Origin of the sequence: Pseudoalteromonas sp. 1CM17D (assembly GCF_023161805.1) — a bacterium.
Lineage (GTDB): Bacteria > Pseudomonadota > Gammaproteobacteria > Enterobacterales > Alteromonadaceae > Pseudoalteromonas > Pseudoalteromonas atlantica.
In genome coordinates this window covers 215,079-233,304 of sequence record NZ_JALNTP010000001.1, presented here as the reverse complement: position 1 = coordinate 233,304, position 18,226 = coordinate 215,079, and the positions used below count along the sequence as shown (strand labels likewise).

Sequence of the window (18,226 nt, the reverse complement as noted above, 5' to 3'; positions counted from 1 at the left end):
TTACTTTGCACTGTTTAATTTAAGCGCTTGGTAAACCTCAAAAGGTAAAATGGCGCCTTGATGTTGCACAACGTGTGAGGCAACTTTATCAGCCATGTGTAATGCGGTTTGTGGTTCATGAAGAGTCATTCTGGCCGCTAAGTAAGTGCCGGCAAAAGAGTCGCCTGCCGCGGTGCTGTCAACTTGCTGTGGCGCAGGATTAAATGAGCACTGTGCCGTTAAGCTATTTTGGCAAAACACCTGCATGCCTTTATCACCGGCTTTTACTATCACTTCATTAACAGCAAATTGTTGGCAATACTGGACTATTTCGCCAATATCCGTGTGGCCAAATAAGGTGTGGTGGTCATCAAGCCCAGGCAATACGAGATCACTGATTTGGTATGCGCGCTCTAACCAGTCAATTGCATGCTCTTTTGATTGCCACATACGGGCACGGTAATTAGGGTCAAACGCAATGGTGCAGCCTTGTCGTTTTAAACTAGCTAATAAATCGAGCAATGCTTGTTTAGATTCATCATCAAGAATGGCTAAACTAATACCACTAAAAAACACCCAATCATTCGCGCCTAAACCTAAATCAAATGGCTTGGCAGCAAACAGTTGCATCATATGTTTAGCAGCAGATTGATTGCGCCAATAATCAAAACCACGCTCACCTTGTTGATCTGTTGAAATCGCGTAGATCCCCACATTATGCGTAGCCGTTTTTATTACTTGCTGAGCGCTAATGCCTTCTTGTTGCCATTTTTTCAGCATGTTGACACTTAATACGTCTTCACCAACCGCTGTAAATAATTCACAATTTAGCTGCTGTGCAAAACGCTTGGCGTAAACTAAAGCGTTATACGTATCTCCGGCAAACGATTGCTTGCATTCACTGATCCCTTGAGGAACCAGCTCCACCATACATTCGCCGATCGCTAATAAAGTACTCACACACCCTCCAATACTTTTTTAGTTGATACACCGGCTAATTGCGCTTCAATTTCTTCAATCGACTTGTTTTTCGTCTCTGGCATAATTTTATAAAGTAAGACAAAACCAATCACGCCACTAATGCTATAAAACAAAAAGATATTCGCCGCACCAAAGTTATTTAATTGCCAAGGGAAAAACTGCTGAACTAAGTAGCTCACAACACTGGCAATAAAGGCAAACGTTGGAATGGCAACACCACGGATACGGGTTGGGAATATTTCAGAAAAAATCACCCACATTATAGGCCCGATTGAAAAATGAAACGCGGCAATAAAACCTGCAATACCGAGTGAAATAAGCGGTGCATTAATTGTTGCCGCACGTTGTATTAAATCACTTTCAAAACCTTGTAATTGGGTTGCGGAGAACACCGTGGCCAAAGCACGTTTAAACTCAACATCACTGTGATATACCTGACCAATTAATTGCTCTAACCCAGTCACTGTATTTAAGCTTGAAAATTCAGCAATATGCTCTGCTGATAAGCTGTATTCTGCCTGACTAAAGCCGATATAACACATAAATAAGCTCAACGTTGCTGTTGCTAAACCGCCAATCACTAAAGGTCGACGGCCAAGCTTATCAATCAAAACAATTGCCACCACTGTAAACACAATACTAACCAAACCAATTAACACCGCATTTAAAAATGCCGCATCAGTCCCCACACCCAACTGCTCAAACACGGTTGGCGCATAAAACATAATGGCGTTAATCCCAGTGACTTGCTGTACCAATGCTATTGTTAACGCAATAATCACAGCGGCACGAACACGACTATCAAGTAACTGTTTGAATGAAGCTAGATAGCTACCGCTATCTGAGTAGTCGGTTAAACTCGACTTTATAGTCTGCAGTTGTTCAGCGGCCAGCGTACTACATTTGGTTAAGCGTAATAACACTGCTTTTGCACGTGTTTCGTTGCCTTTCATTACTAACCAGCGAGGGCTTTGCGGAATGGTAAATAACAATAAAAACCAAATAACAGCAGGAATAACTTCAACACCCAGCATCCAACGCCATAAGTTATCTTGCATTGCATAAGTGCTGACCCATTGGTAACTACTTTGCGAAAGTTCAACGAGTAAGTAATTTGCGAAATAGGCTGCTGATAAACCGACAACAATATTTATTTGGATCATAGAAACCAGCTTGCCACGATACTTAGCTGGGGCTACTTCGCCAATATACATTGCAGCCACTGATAAAGACGTAAATGCCAACCCTCCAATAAAACGTGCAATCACTAACGCTTCGTAACTTTGCGCTAATACCGAAGAAATAGCTGAAAATATATAAATGAATGCAATGCCAATCAGTGTATTTTTACGACCAAATACGTTACATATGTACCCGGTGATCAATAAAGCGAATAACACGCCAAAACCAGGAGCGCTTACCACAGTGCCTATTTGTATATCAGTTAAATTAAACTCAGCAGAGACAAAACGAACCGTTCCTGAGATCAAAGCAGCATCTAAGCCAAAAATAAAACCGCCAAAGGCGACCACCAAGGCGAAAAAGAACACATTACGGTTGCTACCATTCATACATCTTTATCCAATTTTGTTGTTATCATTGTGTGTGTATTAATTGAGAAATTAACAATCAAAGTATGCCACCCTTAAAATTGTTAACAATTAACCATGAGCGATTCATTTGAGGTTATTTCATAATTAACTCGTATGCAACATATATTTTGAAAAAACTAGCAAATTCGATTTGTGCTTATATTTTTTTGAAACTTTTAAATCATTTAAAATCAATAAATTATAATAGAATAACGGCAACACAATAAATTGCACTTTGTTAACAATTTTCAATTTGTTGTTTTTCGTGTATGGTGTGTTAAATACTTAAATAAGGTTGGACAACAATGAAACATAACAAAAATCTAGCTGTAACTGCACTCCTACTCGCTCTCACAGGATGTAATCAGCAGACAAACAGCGTGTCAGAGCCCGTGGCAGCCCAAGCAACAAACACCAGCAAAACCCTACTGCAGCTGTTAGATGATGCCCAACATACTGCTAACACCGCCGTACAAATAAAAACCAGCGGCGCAAGAGTCACCAATGATGCCGATGTGATTAATGTTGCATTTGATTCAGAGCAAAACCTCTATTCAGGTATCACATTAACCCCAGATACCCCATGGGATTGGAGCCAATTTAAAGATTTCAATATTGCCTTTGAGCTTGCAAACCCTGGCCAACATTCAGTACAAATTTACTTAGATATCTCAGATATTGATGGTGCTAATTATACCCGCACAGTGAATGTACCTATCGGTGGCTTTAATACTTATTATGCCAAACTTGATGGCCATGATTTAGCCACTCCTGAGGGAGAACAAAGTGAAGAGCTTAACTTTACCTCAGGCTTACGCTCTAACCCTGCAACATGGCAATCCGATGAAACTCAGTTTATCTCTATGTGGGGCAAAAAGAATTTAAACCTAAAAGGGATCACTAAGATTTCTTTGAGTGTACAAAGCGCATTACATGATAAAGCATTACAGATAAAATCAATCGATTTACGTAGCAACCCTGAATTCGATACTGAATTTTTAACCCACATTGTTGATAAGTTCGGCCAAAATGCAAAACAAGACTTTGCCTACAAAGTAGAGTCTGAAGCCGAGTTAATCGCAGATAAAAAACAAGAAGCGCAACAGCTGCTATCACAGCGTCCAGCAGATCGCTCACGCTTTGGCGGTTGGGCACAAGGGCCAAAACTTGAAGGAACAGGCTACTTCAAAACAGCAAAATACAAGGGTAAATGGTCGCTGGTTGACCCAGACGGTTACCTTTATTTGGCAACGGGTTTAGATATTATTCGTCTTGCCAATTCCACTACCTTAACTGGCTATGATTTTGACCAATCCCTATTCAAAAGTGCCAATGAATCAGGTTTAACACCGGAAGATTCTAAAGGCTTAAACCAAGTGAATAAAGAAGCCCTAGCAAGTCGCTTTGTCGCATCAAAAGTACGTAAAGACCTGTTTGAATGGTTGCCCAGTTACGATGAGCCAATGGGTAAACACTATGGTTACCGTAAGAGTGCTCACTCTGGTCCACTCGCTCATGGTGAAACTTACAGCTTTTATTCTGCCAACCTTGAGCGTAAATATGGTCAAAACAATAACGACTATATGCAAAAATGGCGTGAAGTAACCTTAAAACGCATGATCACATGGGGCTTTACTTCACTAGGTAACTGGACAGATCCAAGCTACTACGATAATCAGCAAGTTCCCTACTTTGCCAATGGCTGGATCATCGGCGACTTTAAAACCGTTTCGAGCGGTAATGACTTTTGGGGTGCAATGCCTGACGTATTCGACCCGCATTTTACAGAGCGTGCCAATATTACAGTAGAAAATGTGGCTAAAGAGGTAAAAAACTCTCCTTGGGCAGTAGGCGTGTTTATTGATAACGAAAAAAGCTTTGGTCGCCCTGATTCAGTGCAAAGCCATTATGGTATCGTGATCAACACCCTAGGCAGAGACGCCGCCACAGTGCCAACTAAAGCTGAATTCTCACGTTTAATGAAACAAAAATACACTGACATAAACGAACTCAATAAAGTGTGGCATTTAAATTTAGCCTCATGGCAAGAGTTTGATAAAGGCGTGAAAGTGGATGTTAAAAACAGCGACCAACTGGCTGACTTTTCAATTATGCTAAGCGCTTACGCCGATAAATATTTTAGCGTTGTTGATGCAGCTATGGATAAATACTTACCTAATCACTTGTACTTAGGCGCACGTTTTCCTGATTGGGGAATGCCCATTGAAGTCGTTAGAGCATCAGCAAAGCATGTTGATGTGATAAGCTTTAATGCATACAAAGAAGGCATTAAACCTAAAAAATGGGAATTCTTAAGCGAATTCGACAAGCCAACTATTATTGGTGAGTTCCATGTAGGCGCATCAGATTCTGGCCTATTCCACCCAGGTCTTATCCATGCGTCAAATCAACAAGACCGTGCTAAAATGTACAAAGATTACATGCGTTCAGTGATTGATAACCCATACTTTATTGGTGCTCACTGGTTCCAATACATAGACTCACCTATTACAGGACGAGCTTATGATGGAGAAAACTATAACGTTGGCTTTATTACAGTCACAGATCGCCCCTATACTGAAATGGTCGAAGCGGCAAAAACTATAAACAACGAAATGTACGAGCGTCGATTTAAAAAATAAGCTTAAATAGTGGTCTATTGTAATGTGTTGACAATAGACCATTCGCTTTTTTTTATATACACTAAGTAAAGAAAAACAAAGCATAAAATAAACGTAGGAAAAAATATGGCCGCAACTAAACCAACAAAAATTTTATCTGTAAAAGATCAGATAGCTGAGCAGCTACGTTCAGATATTATTTCTGGTGAGATGCCCCCACAAACTAAATTAAATGAAAAAGAATTAGCAGAACGATTTGGCCTATCTCGTGGCCCTATCCGCGATGTTATACTGCAATTAACGAAAGAAGGTTTATTGATTTCACGTAATAACTGTGGCGCATCAGTAAACAGTGTACTCGACCCTAAACTGCAAAAGCTAATGATCAAACTTCGCCGCAGTATCGAAGAATATGCCGTAACCGAGTTAAACGGCAGTTTAAATGAGCAACACTTTGCAGATTTAGAAGATATCTTAGCTTCGTTACAAGATGCCTTGGAACGTGAAGATTACACTGAAGTCACAAAAATCGATATCTCGTTTCACCAATATTTAATTTACCAAGCCGGTGGTGAAGAGCTGGTTAATATTTGGTATCCGTATGTCATGCGTATGCGTTTAAATTACAAACGTATTACCTCAAGTTCTGAGTGTGTTAACGAACACCGTGCAATTCTTGAAGCCCTAAAAGCCCAAGATAGCGCCACTGCAATCAAAGCGATTAAACACAATATCAAGTAATGAAATAAATTTTATGCTGAATTAAAGCCGCTGCAAAGTGGCTTTTTTAGTTTTAAAGCCAATAAAACCCCTTTAAGTTATTATTCACAAAGAGATTATGAGGCGCTGCGCTTAAAAGAAGACATTTAAACCCACCATATAATTCATTCGCCATCACTACTCATGGTTATAGCATCCGCCAATAAAACCTGAATCTCATAATATTGATTTATCGTTTCGCTCAAAGCTAAGTAGCGTCAAACATTCTGAGCAGTAACCAAATGCTGGTAACCATTGGCTATCAACGCTTGCTCCATTATCTCAATGACTGCGCGACTGTTAGCATGAGGTATCACATCAGATTCTAACTTGTTCGTTAAGATAAGCGTTGAAATATGCTCTATCTCAAACTCAAAGCTTTCCCCTGTACTATCAATTTCAATTTTTTGTTTGGCTCCATAGTGTGTGATCTCAATAATTTGCGGGTTCCACCATTTCTCATGGATGATAATCTCAACATTTGGGCCTGATAAAACAGCTTTACTTGGTAAGTTTCTGGTTATTGAAGCTGATAGATTACCTTGTACCTTGGTGTTAAATACAAAGGAGACCATTTCATCAACGGCTGATATTGGATTATCTCGCGTAATATTTACTAAGGGTTTCTGTAGAGGAATATTTAACTGGCGACAAATATCGACATATAGCCATAGAGGATATACCCCAACGTCTAATGTGGCACCTCCACACTGTTTTGGATCAAATAGACGATTAGTATTATTAAACTCATTCTTAGTACCAAATGAAGCCTCAATACGAGTAATTGCCAGATTATGACTTTTAATAAATTTAAGCAGTTCACGATAAGCAGGAAAAGTAACTGATTTCATTGCCTCAATAAGCAAAAGGTTTTTACTCTTTGCTAAATTGAGCATTTCATCCCAATCTTCGACATTAGTAAAGGCTGGCTTCTCTACAAAAACATGCTTATTATGGGCTAAAAATAAAGCTACCAACTCTTTGTGGCATGGATGAATAGTCGCCACATAAACAACATCGACGTGTGGATTTTCTGCAAGCGATTTATAATCACCATACGCAGCCTGACAAGCGAACTCATTGGCAAATTTATCTGCTCTTTCTTGAGAGCGCGATGACACAGCATATAACTCGGCATTATTTACATTATTTTTTAAATCGAAAGCAAAACGCTGCGCAATGCTACCAAGCCCGGCAATTCCCCAACATACTGTTTTATTTTTATTCATCTAGTCCTATTGCCTTTAGCTATAGATTATTAATAGGCTGAAACTTCAATTAATTTAACAAGCCATCAATTGAGCTTTCACCACTATATGATCGGTTGTTTTAAGGTGTTTCGTTAAGCCAGCCGATTAACTTTTGTATATGCCCTGTTGAAGCGATAATCATATAACAGGCTTGGAGATAGCCCATTTCGTGTAATGACTTAAGCGCGTGTGCGTCAAGCTGTGCCAATGCTTGTTCGTTAATGGCGTATAAGCCACTATACGTTTGCTTTTCGCCCTGTTGTTTGAGGCTCAGTTGTACGGCTTCAAGCAATTCATGCTCTAGCAAGGTTGTAATAAACGCGCTAGTGCGCTTATTACCGTGCATTAATGTCATTAACTGCTCACAAACAGCATTCAAGTAAGCTGTGGGCTCTCCTTGCTGATCAAAAATCCGCTCTCCAGTGTTTTCATTAACCCGTGGGTGATCTTGGTGAATAAGCACCGCTAAATCGTTATCCGTAGGCTCGGTTATCGTGGCATCACGTAGACCTAGTTTAAACGGCTGGCGCTTGATGTGCAGCGGAATGTATTGCGCTCGCCAACGTCCTTGCTGCAAAAATAGGTTCTCTCCCGCTGTAAAGCCGGTTAAAACAAACAGTTCAAACTGGCCTGTCTGTGGGTTTTTCATAAAATACACAGGGTAATCTAGCACCAATTGTTTTAGCTCATCAGCCACTATGGGAATGTAATTAATATTGTCACCAAATTCAGCACTTGGCGCATTGTTTATGTATAAGTTTACGTGTGTTTTTTTATCTAATAATGTTGCGTTTGTCATCGTAAAGTTGCTCATTTAAATGCGGTGATTTAGCTAAATTTTTTGTAAACCATACTGCTTGATTTGTTTTAATAATGTGCGGTTATCCGGTAATTTACTCACTAATTCAGCCGTGTCTTTGGTATTTATAGCTGCTAGATTGCGCGCTTTTTTAATCGCGCGAGGATGATTACCATAATGGGTCGTCGCCGTTTTAAAGCCCATGCCATACAGTACGTATTGGTAGCTTGCTGCCGGAAATACCTCGACAGAATAATCAAAGTGGTTGTCATTAGGGATATGTGTTCGCCATAATGCTAGGTTACCTTGTAAGCTTTGCGGGATACTTTGCTCAGCGCAATGTTGCTGCCAAAAAAGGCTATCGGTTCGCTCACTTAACATGTAGTGCAGCTTTAAAAAATCGATAATACGCTGCCAACGATAGCTAAAGGTGCGATTAAATCGTGCGGCAGTTATATCCATGACTTGCCGGTTAGCTGGTAATTGCTCTGCTATAAAGTTAGCGGATATTTCCACCAGCAATAAGGCCGACGCCTCTAATGGCTCTATAAATCCAGCCGACAAACCAATTGCCACACAGTTTTTGTGCCAAAACTTTTCTCTGTGTCCTGGTTCAAAACTAATTTTTTTCACATTAAAGTCAGCCCGCTTAGCGGGCGAGATGTTTAAGTAACCAAAAAGCTGCTCTTTGGCCTCTTGCTCACTGATATGGCGGCTTGAGTAAACGTGCCCTACTCCACGACGTGTCTGCAAGCCAATATCCCATATCCAACCTGCTGTTTGTGCTGTAGAGATGGTGTGTGAACTAATCACCTGAGTTTCATCGTCATACGGCATGTGTACTGCTAATGCGCTATCAGCAAACAAAATGTCTTTGCATGATTTAAAGCCGATTTTTAAATTTTCACCTAATAGTAAAGATTTAAACCCTGAGCAATCTATATATAAATCGCCGCAAAGCGCCGTGTTATTATCCAAACTTAAGGAGTGTATATCGCCATTAGCGTTATTATTTACCGATAAAACACTGGCCACTACATGTGTTACGTTTAAGTGGTTAATGCAATGATTTTTTAAAAATGTGGCAAATAGGCCTGCATCTAAATGATATGCGTAATTTGCCACACCACTGTATTGTGGAGTTGTTAGGGCTTTAGGCGCTAGGTTGTGCTCACACAATGCGTGTTGTGGGCAAACAAAATTTGCAAAATGGTTATGCGGTGCTGCTGAGTCAGTGTCTTGGCGAAGCCAAGCTGCCGCTAAATCATTATCTGCAAACCCTTGTGGCATCATTAACGGGTGGTAGTAAAAGTCGTTTTCTTTTGTGCTATGCCAGTTGGCAAATTTGGCACCTTGTTTAAATGATACATTACATTGATTAATAAACTGTGCTTCATCAACCCCCATATTTTGTAACGTTCTGCGCATGGTCGGCCATGTGCCCTCACCGACGCCAACCGTTGCTATATCAGCTGATTCAACTAATGTAATGTGATAATTAAGACTGTGATGTTTTTTTAAATAGGCTGCAATAATCCCTGCACTTAACCAACCAGCGGTTCCACCACCGACTATTACAATTGATTTTAATGTGTCATTCATAGCAACCTCTATTATTGCTATATAGCCGATAAAAAGAGCAAGACTAGCAGTGCCTTGCTCTTTAAATTTAGCTTATTACCACTTAGCCGTGAAACCAATGCTATAACGTGGACCATATTGCTCAGCAGAGATCAATTGCTCGCTAAAGCGACCATGACGACGAACGGTTTCGTCAGTCAAGTTCAACGCATCGAAATTAACTGAGTACGATTCATTAATGGTGTAATTAAAGTTGAAGTCTAGCTGACCATAGGCTTCAGTAAACGTAGGCTCTGTGCCAAGCGAAAGTAAAAACTCGTCGCGCCAGTTATAAGCAAGACGCACTTCGAAGTCGTCATTCTCATAAAAACCAACAAGATTACCAGAGTCACTCAAGCCTGCCAGTGCAATAGTTTGATCAAAGTTATACGGATCAAACTCTTCATCACTATTAACTATGGTATAGTTAGCAACAACACCAAAACCTGTATCTTCAATCATGTACTGACCATTTAATTCCCAACCATCTACTTCACGATTTTGTAGGTTATCAGGTGTTGAGATATCAAAGGTAACAACCGGATCAGACGGTTGGCTCAAACAATCTGGGTTAGGCTCATCGCTGCTGTCAGGGCAGCCAGGACGCGGGTTTACACTTGGGTCGCGCAGCGGCTCACCGTTAATGTCATCAAGTGTGCCTTGTACCACCCCTGCGCCTATAAAGTTTTCAACAAACTTTTTAAAGTAACCTACAGATGCATAGCTGCCATCATCACCATACCACTCAAACGAGAAGTCAAAGTTATCTGAGGTAATAGGTAATAGATTTGGATTACCCTGTGAGGCATCAAATGGACCTCCAGGACGTGCATTAATTGTGGTAGATGGGAACATAGCATCAATACCTGCACGAGCTAACGTTCTACTGTATGAAAAACGTGCTTTATAGCCGTTATCTAGATCAGCACTTAAATCAAGGTTTGGTAAAATACGCGTGTATTCACCTTCCAGCTCTTGGGGTGTGGCTTCATCTGCATACACAGGGCGTAGCTCTTCAGCATGGCGATAGTTAAGCGCGATGATCGCTGGTTTCACAGAATAACCGGTTACATCCGTGCTTTCATAACGTACCCCAACATTCATATCAATTGGAATATTATTAAACTCAGTACTTACATCTAATGACACATAAAACGCCATTGTTTGTTCTTGTACACCATTAGTAGAAACATTAGGCTCTAAAAATAAACCTTCGTTTTTAACAATATCCACAAAGTCATGGGCACTGTATCTTGGCATATAAGGAAATAGTTGATCAGAGCCTGAAAAACCATCAGCAAAACCTGCTGCGTCATCAAACGTCAACCCTAAGCTATCTAACGGAATATCTACAAATGAGAATTGCTCGGATAAATAAGTATCAATTTGATAATCCGTGTACATAGCACCAAAATGAATCGCTGAAATTGCACCGCTGTTTAAGTTTTCCCACATACCACTGGCGTGATATTGCTTGATGTTATTTTTCATCTCGTAGCCGCGACGCTGATATAAATCAGATACGATATTATCAGGATTATAAGCACCGCCCGATAATGATGAGTCATCAATAGTAATACTGGGCACTTCAGTTGCGAAGTTAGCACCAATCAAATCAACTGAACCAGGCACATTTTTTAAATTTGCAATTGTTTCGGCCGTTGTACCGTCAGGGTTCGAATGAGAGGTTGAATCATGGGTATCAAAGCTTAATTTAAGCGAATCAGATGCTTGCCACGCTAAGTTTAAACCAAAAGAGTCGTTTTCTTTTTTCTCATAAAGCTCCCATGCCCAAAAGTTAAGCTCATCATTGGCATTGGTGATATCCACTAAAGTACCATTTTGATCTGCTGTACCGCCTGGATTATCAAACCAAAACGACATTTTATTGGTTTCACTGATCTCTTCAAAACGCGATAAAGTGTAGTCAAACGTAGCAGTTATATTATGTGTAGGGGCAAATTGTAATACTAATTGAGCGTTATCACGGGTACGCTCCGTTTCAAAGCGCTCCATTTCTGGGGTCCAAGGCACCCAATAGGTCCCAGTGGGGTTTGCTGATGTATCAATAGCGCTGCTATCTACACCATCTGGTTTAGCGCGATTTTTAACCCACCCCTGCGACGTACCAACGCGTTCACGACCACTTTCACGCTCTGAGTGAGAAACTGACAACAATACCCCAAACATATCATCAGCAAATGTTTGGCTGATCATGCCGGATATTTCAGGTGTAACATTGGATTTTTCTGAACTGGTGTCTTTTATCGCTTTAACATTCGCGAACGCTTTAAAGCCGTCGTAATCAAATGGTTTGGCGGTATTAATGTCAATGGTTGCACCAATACCACCCGATGCGACATTCGCTTTACCTGTTTTATAAACAGTTACACCAGAGACACTTTCAGCTGCAATTTCTCTAAAATTAAAACTACGTGACACGCCGGCTTCTTGTAATACCGACGAATTCGGCATTTGGCGGCCATTTAAAGTCACTAAGTTAAAGCTAGGACCAAAGCCACGCACTGTTACTTGGTTACCTTCGTTATTGGCTCTATCAATAGATACGCCGCTAATACGCTGTAATGATTCTGCTAAATTAGTATCAGGTAATTTACCGATATCCTCTGCCGAAATGGCATCAACCACACCCGATGAAGTTTGTTTGATTGATGCAGATTTACTAAGAGCACTTCTGATACCGGTTACTTGTATAACTTCTAAATCATTTTGCGCTGCTGTATCGTTTTGTTGCTCAGCATTAGCCAATGTGGATGTGAGTAGCATAGCTGCGCAAATCGCATTTAATTTAAATTGTGTGTGAGTCATTTTTGCACCTAAATAATGTGTTTGTAGAGTGTAATTGTTGTTTAATATTTAACGAGATGCCTTATTGTTACCATAATATTGTTAACAATTAACTTTACAGTAAAGTAACTTTGCTACATAAGTCAAATAAATTGCGTATTTATTTTACAATTTATGGGCATTTTTTAATCATCGTGAATTAAGAGCAAATACGGGGACTGGAGGTATAAAAATAAGAAGTTGAGCGCCCAGTAATATTAATAGCGCTAAAAATTAGTGATATAAGCTAGGATTTTTTAATTGAGTAACAAATACTCTTTATAGAGCATGGGTGCTTAATGCTTATGTTTTATTGTTACACAATAAGTAATGAAATAACTTTGCCAAACTGCTTATCACAAAAGGTGTGATATAAGTTAATCGCTTTATCTTATTAATATAGAAGTAATGCTATTAGCGGCCGCTTTTAGCTCAGTAATAATACTTTGCTGGTTAAGCGCATCGTAAAAGGGGGTTTCGAATGACGATATTGTGAGTGCTGCTATTAACGTTGCTTCAGGCTTCCCTATTAAAAAGCTGTAGTCGTTAACACCATTAATAAGTGGGTTGCGTTGTATTATGTATCCTTGTTCTTGGATTATATTTAAATCGTTTAAGATTTCATTTTGCTTTTTGTATTCCCTGTAAACGTCATCATGATCAATAAGCATCTCTCGTACTGCACTATTACTATTTGCTAACAGCAGTTTGCCAGGTGTTGATTGATACAACTTAAATAGTGATCCCTCAGCAATGCTCAAATGCATCGCACTGTGGCTGCGAGCTTGTACTACCGTCATAGCTTGGCTTTGATACAACATAGTTAAGTAGCACGACTGCCCTAAACTGACTGCTAGGTCTTCCATATATGGAATAGCACATTGGCGCACTTGATCTATAGGTGAAATAGAACGGGATAAGTTATAAAGCTTTAAAGATAAGCTATACCGGCCAGAAAATTCATCCCGAATTAAATAACCTCTAGACTCTAAGCCGACCAAAACCCGATAAATTTCATTTGCACTGCGATCAAGCCCAGCCGCTATTTCACTTTGTGAGCATGCACTGCCCTTGAGCGCCAAATACTCAAGGATATCGAGACCTTTATCTAACGCGGGAACTGCGTATTTATTTTTTACTTTTGTGTTCATAAGCCACCATCAGCGCAAAAATTAATCAATTTGCCATCTTCATATATGAATTAAAAAATAATTTTTCTACCGTATTTACAATGAATTTATGTAGAAACAATTAGTTAATTAATTTCACCATCATTCATATATAAATACCATATTTTTATATAAATTACAGCTTGACCGGTTAAATAAACCGATACATCATTGTCAACAATTTACAACAAATAGTCACTAACAGGACACCCAGTTATGAACAACAGACAACTCACACCACAACAAATTGCTGACTTTCATAGAGACGGCTACGTTATTTCAAAAGGCTATTACAATGAGCAAGAAATTGCGCGCCTACAACAAACCGCCTTTAACGACGATTCGTTATACGAGCGAGCATGGCATAAAAAAGATGCCGATGGTGCAGTAAGTAAAGTGTGTTTATGGCAAAAAACGGGAGATGACTTTTACAGTATGTTTTCCCGTGGCCGTCGTTTAGTTGATGTCTGTGAAACCCTCATCGGCGAAGAGGTTTACCATACCAGCACCAAAATTATGATGAAAGAACCCTTTGTAGGCGGTGCTTGGGAATGGCACCAAGACTTTGGTTACTGGCATCGTGATAACTATATGCTTTACCCTAAAGCAATCAGTTGTATGGTGGCGATTAATAAAGCAACGATTGAAAATGGCTGCTTACAAGTTTTAAAAGGCTCTCATCATTTAGGGCGTTTAGATCACAGTAAAACTGGCGATCAAAAAGGCGCGTGCTTAGAGTTTGTCGAAGAGGCCATGAAATATCATGAGCTGGTTAACGTTGAGCTTGAGCCTGGCGATGTGTTGTTTTTCCACTGTAATTTGCTACATAAATCTAACCAAAATAGAGCGTCTGAGCCACGTTGGTCAATGATTTGTGCCTATAATGCCGTCAGCAATCAATCATTTAAAGAAAATGAAGCGATTTACTATCCTCTCGATAGGGTTGATGAGGATGCGATTTTAAATCACCCAGGATAGCCACCCTTTTCTAGCCAAACCAACTCAAAGATTGTTAGCCCTTACTTTGAGTTGGTTTTTTTTATTTGGAAATTACAATGATCCAACAGTTAACTTTACAACAAAAACAACAAATTGCTCACGCAATACCAAAAAACGGACAAGACCCGCATGGCAAAATAGTGGGTCATGGTAACTACCAATACAAGATAGATGCGCACTGGGGTAAATTAGACCCCGAAGACTACCCCATCGAAAATTGTCACGCCATGGTGATGGACTCGCAAGGGCGTATTTTTATGATCACTGATAACACGCGCAATAACATTTTAGTTTACTCGCAACAAGGTGAGTTACTGGATGCATTTGGTACCCTGTTCCCAGGTGGCCATGCCATTAAAATTGTGCAAGAAGGCGAGCAAGAGTATTTATATGTGGTCGATAGTGGCTGGGTCGTAAACCGACATTGGGATGGTCACAGCAAAGAACAATGGGATAGCCCTACCAACAATGTAATACCACAAGCTGGTTTTATTGCCAAAATGACCCTAGACGGCAAGCTCATTTACACAATTGGCCACCCACAAACTTATGGCGCTTATTCACCTGAGCAACCTTTTCGCCCTACTGATATCGCCATTGCCCCGAATGGCGATTTGTATGTAACCGACGGCTACGGTAGCGACTTTTTACTTCATTTTGATAAACAAGGCCGCTATATAAAACACTGGGGAGGACACGATAACAGCGATAGCCACTACAACTTACAAAATACGCACGGGATTGAAATTGACTTACGTGATGAAAATAACCCGACTTTGCTCGTAAGCTCTCGGTTTGAGCAATGTTTAAAAGTATTTTCTTTAGATGGCCAATACCTTAAAAAAATCAGTGCTAATGGCGCCTACATTGGTGGTCCCGTATTCAAGGGATCCGTTTTTTATGCGCCGGTGTGTTGGTCACACGTTGATAATCGCAATGCCGATGATTCAGGTTTTATTAGTATTTTTGACGAAACAAATAAAATCATCGCTAACTTGGGTGCACCACAACCTGTTTATCAGGACGGTCAACTACAACCGATGCAAACTGATTGGCAAGTATTTAATCATGTGCACTGTATTTGTGTAGATCAAGATGACAATTTATATGTTGGCCAATGGAATTCGTCCAACAGCTACCCAATGAAGTTAATAAAACAGAATTAATAGTGATAAATATGCATACGATCATTGTTTATTGTTAACAATGATCGTATGTTATTCATTCTAGTTTACAACAGGACCAAACTATAATGACAACACCTCGCCCTTCAATGACACTTAATTTAATTGCGCTAAGCTTAGCCTGTGTGTTTGCCAATGGTTGCAGCGATACACATAAAGCGCCTGTGCAAGAGCCATCAGTTAACTCACAAGCAGATCCATTTACTGAGGTAGAAACACTGACCAAGCTGGTTGATTTTTCAGATCAACAACAGCAAAGTTGGCTTTTTGATAGTCACACATCTCATCAATTGATTGAATCAGCAAATAATAAACAATTAGCGTTAAATTTTTCAGCTCAGGGAAATATTTCTGAGCTAAAAATAGCTCCACCGAGCCCGTGGGACGTGTCGGCATATAATAACTATAATTTGGCATTTGATGTACAAAACACCAGCTCAGACTCTATACATGTTTACTTGTCATTAGAAAACCCACACGGTCAACTACAAAGTCGCTCAGTGAGTTTACCTGCTAATTACCAAGGGACGGTGTATTTTCCTTTAGCTGGCAAAGAAGCACAAACAAATGCCGGTATGTGGGGAGATGCGCCACCTTGGCAAACAAAAGATCGCTTAATGGTGTGGCGCTCTTGGCGTGATGATGGTGGCGACTTTACTAAAATTAGCGCAATGAACCTGTTCACTATCGGCGTGTTAGAAGATAAGTCAATATTAATTGGCGATATCAAACTAAGAGAAAACCCACCATCTGATCCAAATTGGATGGTTAATATCATCGACAAATATGGTCAATACAGTAAACAAACCAATGCACTGACAATCACATCAGATGAGCAGCTTAAACGTTTGGCTGATATTGAACTAGCTGAACTTGCAAAATCCAAAGGCATGAGCGACCGCTCACGATTTGGTGGTTACGCCAACGGTCCTAAGTTAGAGGCTACAGGCTATTTCAGAACTGAAAAAGTAGACGGTAAATGGTGGATGGTCGACCCTGAAGGGTATTTATTTTTCTCTCATGGTCCCGCTAATGTCCGTATGGCTAACCTAACAACAATTACCGGGGTAGACTTTAAAGACGACTCAGTACGTAATCGCAGCAGTGATGAAATCACCCCCGAAGATTCTATGGGCATTGTTAAAGTCTCAGAGCAAGCTCGCCAGAGCCGCTTTATTACTTCTGAGCTGCGTCATAATATGTTCCAATGGCTGCCGGATTACAATGAGCCACTGAGCGAGCATTACAGCTACCGACGCTCAACCCATAAAGGCCCCGTGGCACATGGCGAAACATACAGCTTTTATCGTGCAAATTTACAACGTCGCTACGGCGAAACATCACCTAAATCGTACATAGATAAATGGCATGATGTAACACTTGACCGCATGAAGGATTGGGGGTTCACATCGTTTGGTAACTGGGTCGACCCAGCTTTTTATGATAAAGAATCAGTGCCCTATTTTGCTAACGGTTGGATTATTGGTGATTTTAAAACCCTTTCTGGCCACACCAACCACTGGGGTTTAATGCCTGACGTATACGACCCTGAATTTAAAAAACGCGCCGAAATAACAATCGATGCTATAGCACAAAAAATTAAAGCATCACCTTGGTGTATCGGTATTTTTATAGATAACGAGAAAAGTTGGGGCGAGCGTGAAGGCAGTGTTGAAAAGCGTTATGGGATCATACTCGATGCACTTTCTAAAAATGCAGCGAATAGCCCTGCTAAGCATGCTTTTACTACGCACCTTAAACAAAAATACAGCTCAATTACTGCATTAAATAAAGCATGGCAAAGTGATATCGCTAACTGGGATGAGTTCGACAAGGGCGTAACATTTACCACTTACAGCGATGCACAAATAGCTGATATTTCTAAAATGCTAGAAATGCTCGGCGAGCAATACTTTAAAGTGGTTAATGGCACCTTAGCTAAAAAGCTCCCTAATCATTTATATATGGGTGCTCGCATGGCTAATTGGGGTATGCCCGATGAAATTATTAAAGCCTCTGTAAAATACTCAGATGTGTTAAGCTTTAATATTTACGAAGAAGGCATGCAAGATCATTATTGGCAATTTTTAGAAGATGTTGATTTACCCGTTGTTATTGGCGAGTTTCATATCGGAACTGCAACCGACTCTGGCTTGTTCAATCCAGGCATTGTCCATGCAGCGAATCAAACTGACCGTGCAGCCATGTATAAAAAATACATGCAAAGCGTTCTCGAAAAACCTTATATGGTAGGCGCGCATTGGTTTCAGTATGTTGATGAACCGGTATCTGGGCGAGCCTTTGATGGTGAAAATGCCAATATCGGCTTTGTCACGGGCACCGATATTCCTTACCCTAAAATGATTGAGGCGGTAAAAGACGTCACATCGACCATGTACGAAAAACGCTACGGGAAATAGTACAAA

Annotated in this window: 12 protein-coding genes; 5 read left to right on the top strand and 7 right to left on the bottom strand. The window is 40.3% G+C overall.

What is annotated here, in order from left to right:
* Together MSC25_RS01005 and MSC25_RS01000 are read right to left on the bottom strand one after the other, a co-directional pair.
* Positions 1 to 939 carry a sugar kinase gene (locus MSC25_RS01005; RefSeq protein WP_248442156.1) on the bottom strand — a complete coding sequence of 313 codons (939 nt, stop codon included), beginning with the start codon at positions 937 to 939 and terminating at the stop codon, positions 1 to 3.
* Positions 936 to 2,531, bottom strand: a complete 1,596-nt coding sequence (locus tag MSC25_RS01000; RefSeq protein ID WP_248442155.1) for an MFS transporter — start codon at positions 2,529 to 2,531, stop codon at positions 936 to 938. Before MSC25_RS01000 ends, MSC25_RS01005 begins: the two co-directional genes overlap by 4 nt.
* Positions 2,532 to 2,857: 326 nt before the next feature.
* Between MSC25_RS01000 and MSC25_RS00995 the strand changes: the two genes are divergently transcribed.
* Together MSC25_RS00995 and MSC25_RS00990 are read left to right on the top strand one after the other, a co-directional pair.
* Positions 2,858 to 5,194 carry a beta-galactosidase gene (locus tag MSC25_RS00995; RefSeq protein ID WP_248442154.1) on the top strand — a complete coding sequence of 779 codons (2,337 nt, stop codon included), beginning with the start codon at positions 2,858 to 2,860 and terminating at the stop codon, positions 5,192 to 5,194.
* A 105-nt stretch (positions 5,195 to 5,299) separates the two neighbouring features.
* Complete coding sequence (locus MSC25_RS00990) at positions 5,300 to 5,914, top strand: GntR family transcriptional regulator (RefSeq protein WP_096041592.1); 615 nt, start codon at positions 5,300 to 5,302, stop codon at positions 5,912 to 5,914.
* A 236-nt stretch (positions 5,915 to 6,150) separates the two neighbouring features.
* On the opposite strand, the gene MSC25_RS00985 is transcribed toward MSC25_RS00990, so the two are convergent.
* The 5 genes from MSC25_RS00985 to MSC25_RS00965 form a co-directional block, all read right to left on the bottom strand.
* Positions 6,151 to 7,161, bottom strand: coding sequence for a Gfo/Idh/MocA family oxidoreductase (locus MSC25_RS00985; RefSeq protein WP_248442153.1), 1,011 nt, complete (start codon positions 7,159 to 7,161; stop codon positions 6,151 to 6,153).
* A gap of 100 nt (positions 7,162 to 7,261) precedes the next feature.
* A complete protein-coding gene (locus MSC25_RS00980; RefSeq protein WP_248442152.1) occupies positions 7,262 to 7,981 on the bottom strand; it encodes a SapC family protein in 720 nt (239 codons plus the stop codon).
* Between the two features lie 33 nt (positions 7,982 to 8,014).
* Positions 8,015 to 9,583, bottom strand: a complete 1,569-nt coding sequence (locus tag MSC25_RS00975; protein WP_248442151.1) for a tryptophan halogenase family protein — start codon at positions 9,581 to 9,583, stop codon at positions 8,015 to 8,017.
* 75 nt (positions 9,584 to 9,658) lie between these two features.
* Positions 9,659 to 12,430, bottom strand: a complete 2,772-nt coding sequence (locus MSC25_RS00970; RefSeq protein WP_248442150.1) for a TonB-dependent receptor — start codon at positions 12,428 to 12,430, stop codon at positions 9,659 to 9,661.
* A 404-nt stretch (positions 12,431 to 12,834) separates the two neighbouring features.
* The gene (locus MSC25_RS00965; RefSeq protein WP_248442149.1) at positions 12,835 to 13,599 is read right to left on the bottom strand and encodes an IclR family transcriptional regulator C-terminal domain-containing protein; all 765 of its coding nucleotides are present in this window, start codon (positions 13,597 to 13,599) and stop codon (positions 12,835 to 12,837) included.
* 234 nt (positions 13,600 to 13,833) lie between these two features.
* Between MSC25_RS00965 and MSC25_RS00960 the strand changes: the two genes are divergently transcribed.
* The 3 genes from MSC25_RS00960 to MSC25_RS00950 all read left to right on the top strand — a co-directional run bounded on the left by MSC25_RS00960 (position 13,834) and on the right by MSC25_RS00950 (position 18,220).
* On the top strand, positions 13,834 to 14,595 hold the full coding sequence (locus tag MSC25_RS00960) for a phytanoyl-CoA dioxygenase family protein (protein ID WP_248442148.1): 762 nt from the start codon (positions 13,834 to 13,836) through the stop codon (positions 14,593 to 14,595).
* Positions 14,596 to 14,672: 77 nt separating this feature from the next.
* Positions 14,673 to 15,782: a 6-bladed beta-propeller gene (locus MSC25_RS00955; protein ID WP_248442147.1), complete on the top strand. Its 1,110-nt coding sequence runs from the start codon at positions 14,673 to 14,675 to the stop codon at positions 15,780 to 15,782.
* Between the two features lie 86 nt (positions 15,783 to 15,868).
* Positions 15,869 to 18,220, top strand: coding sequence for an agarase (locus MSC25_RS00950; RefSeq protein WP_248442146.1), 2,352 nt, complete (start codon positions 15,869 to 15,871; stop codon positions 18,218 to 18,220).
* The last annotated feature ends 6 nt before the right edge of the window (positions 18,221 to 18,226 follow it).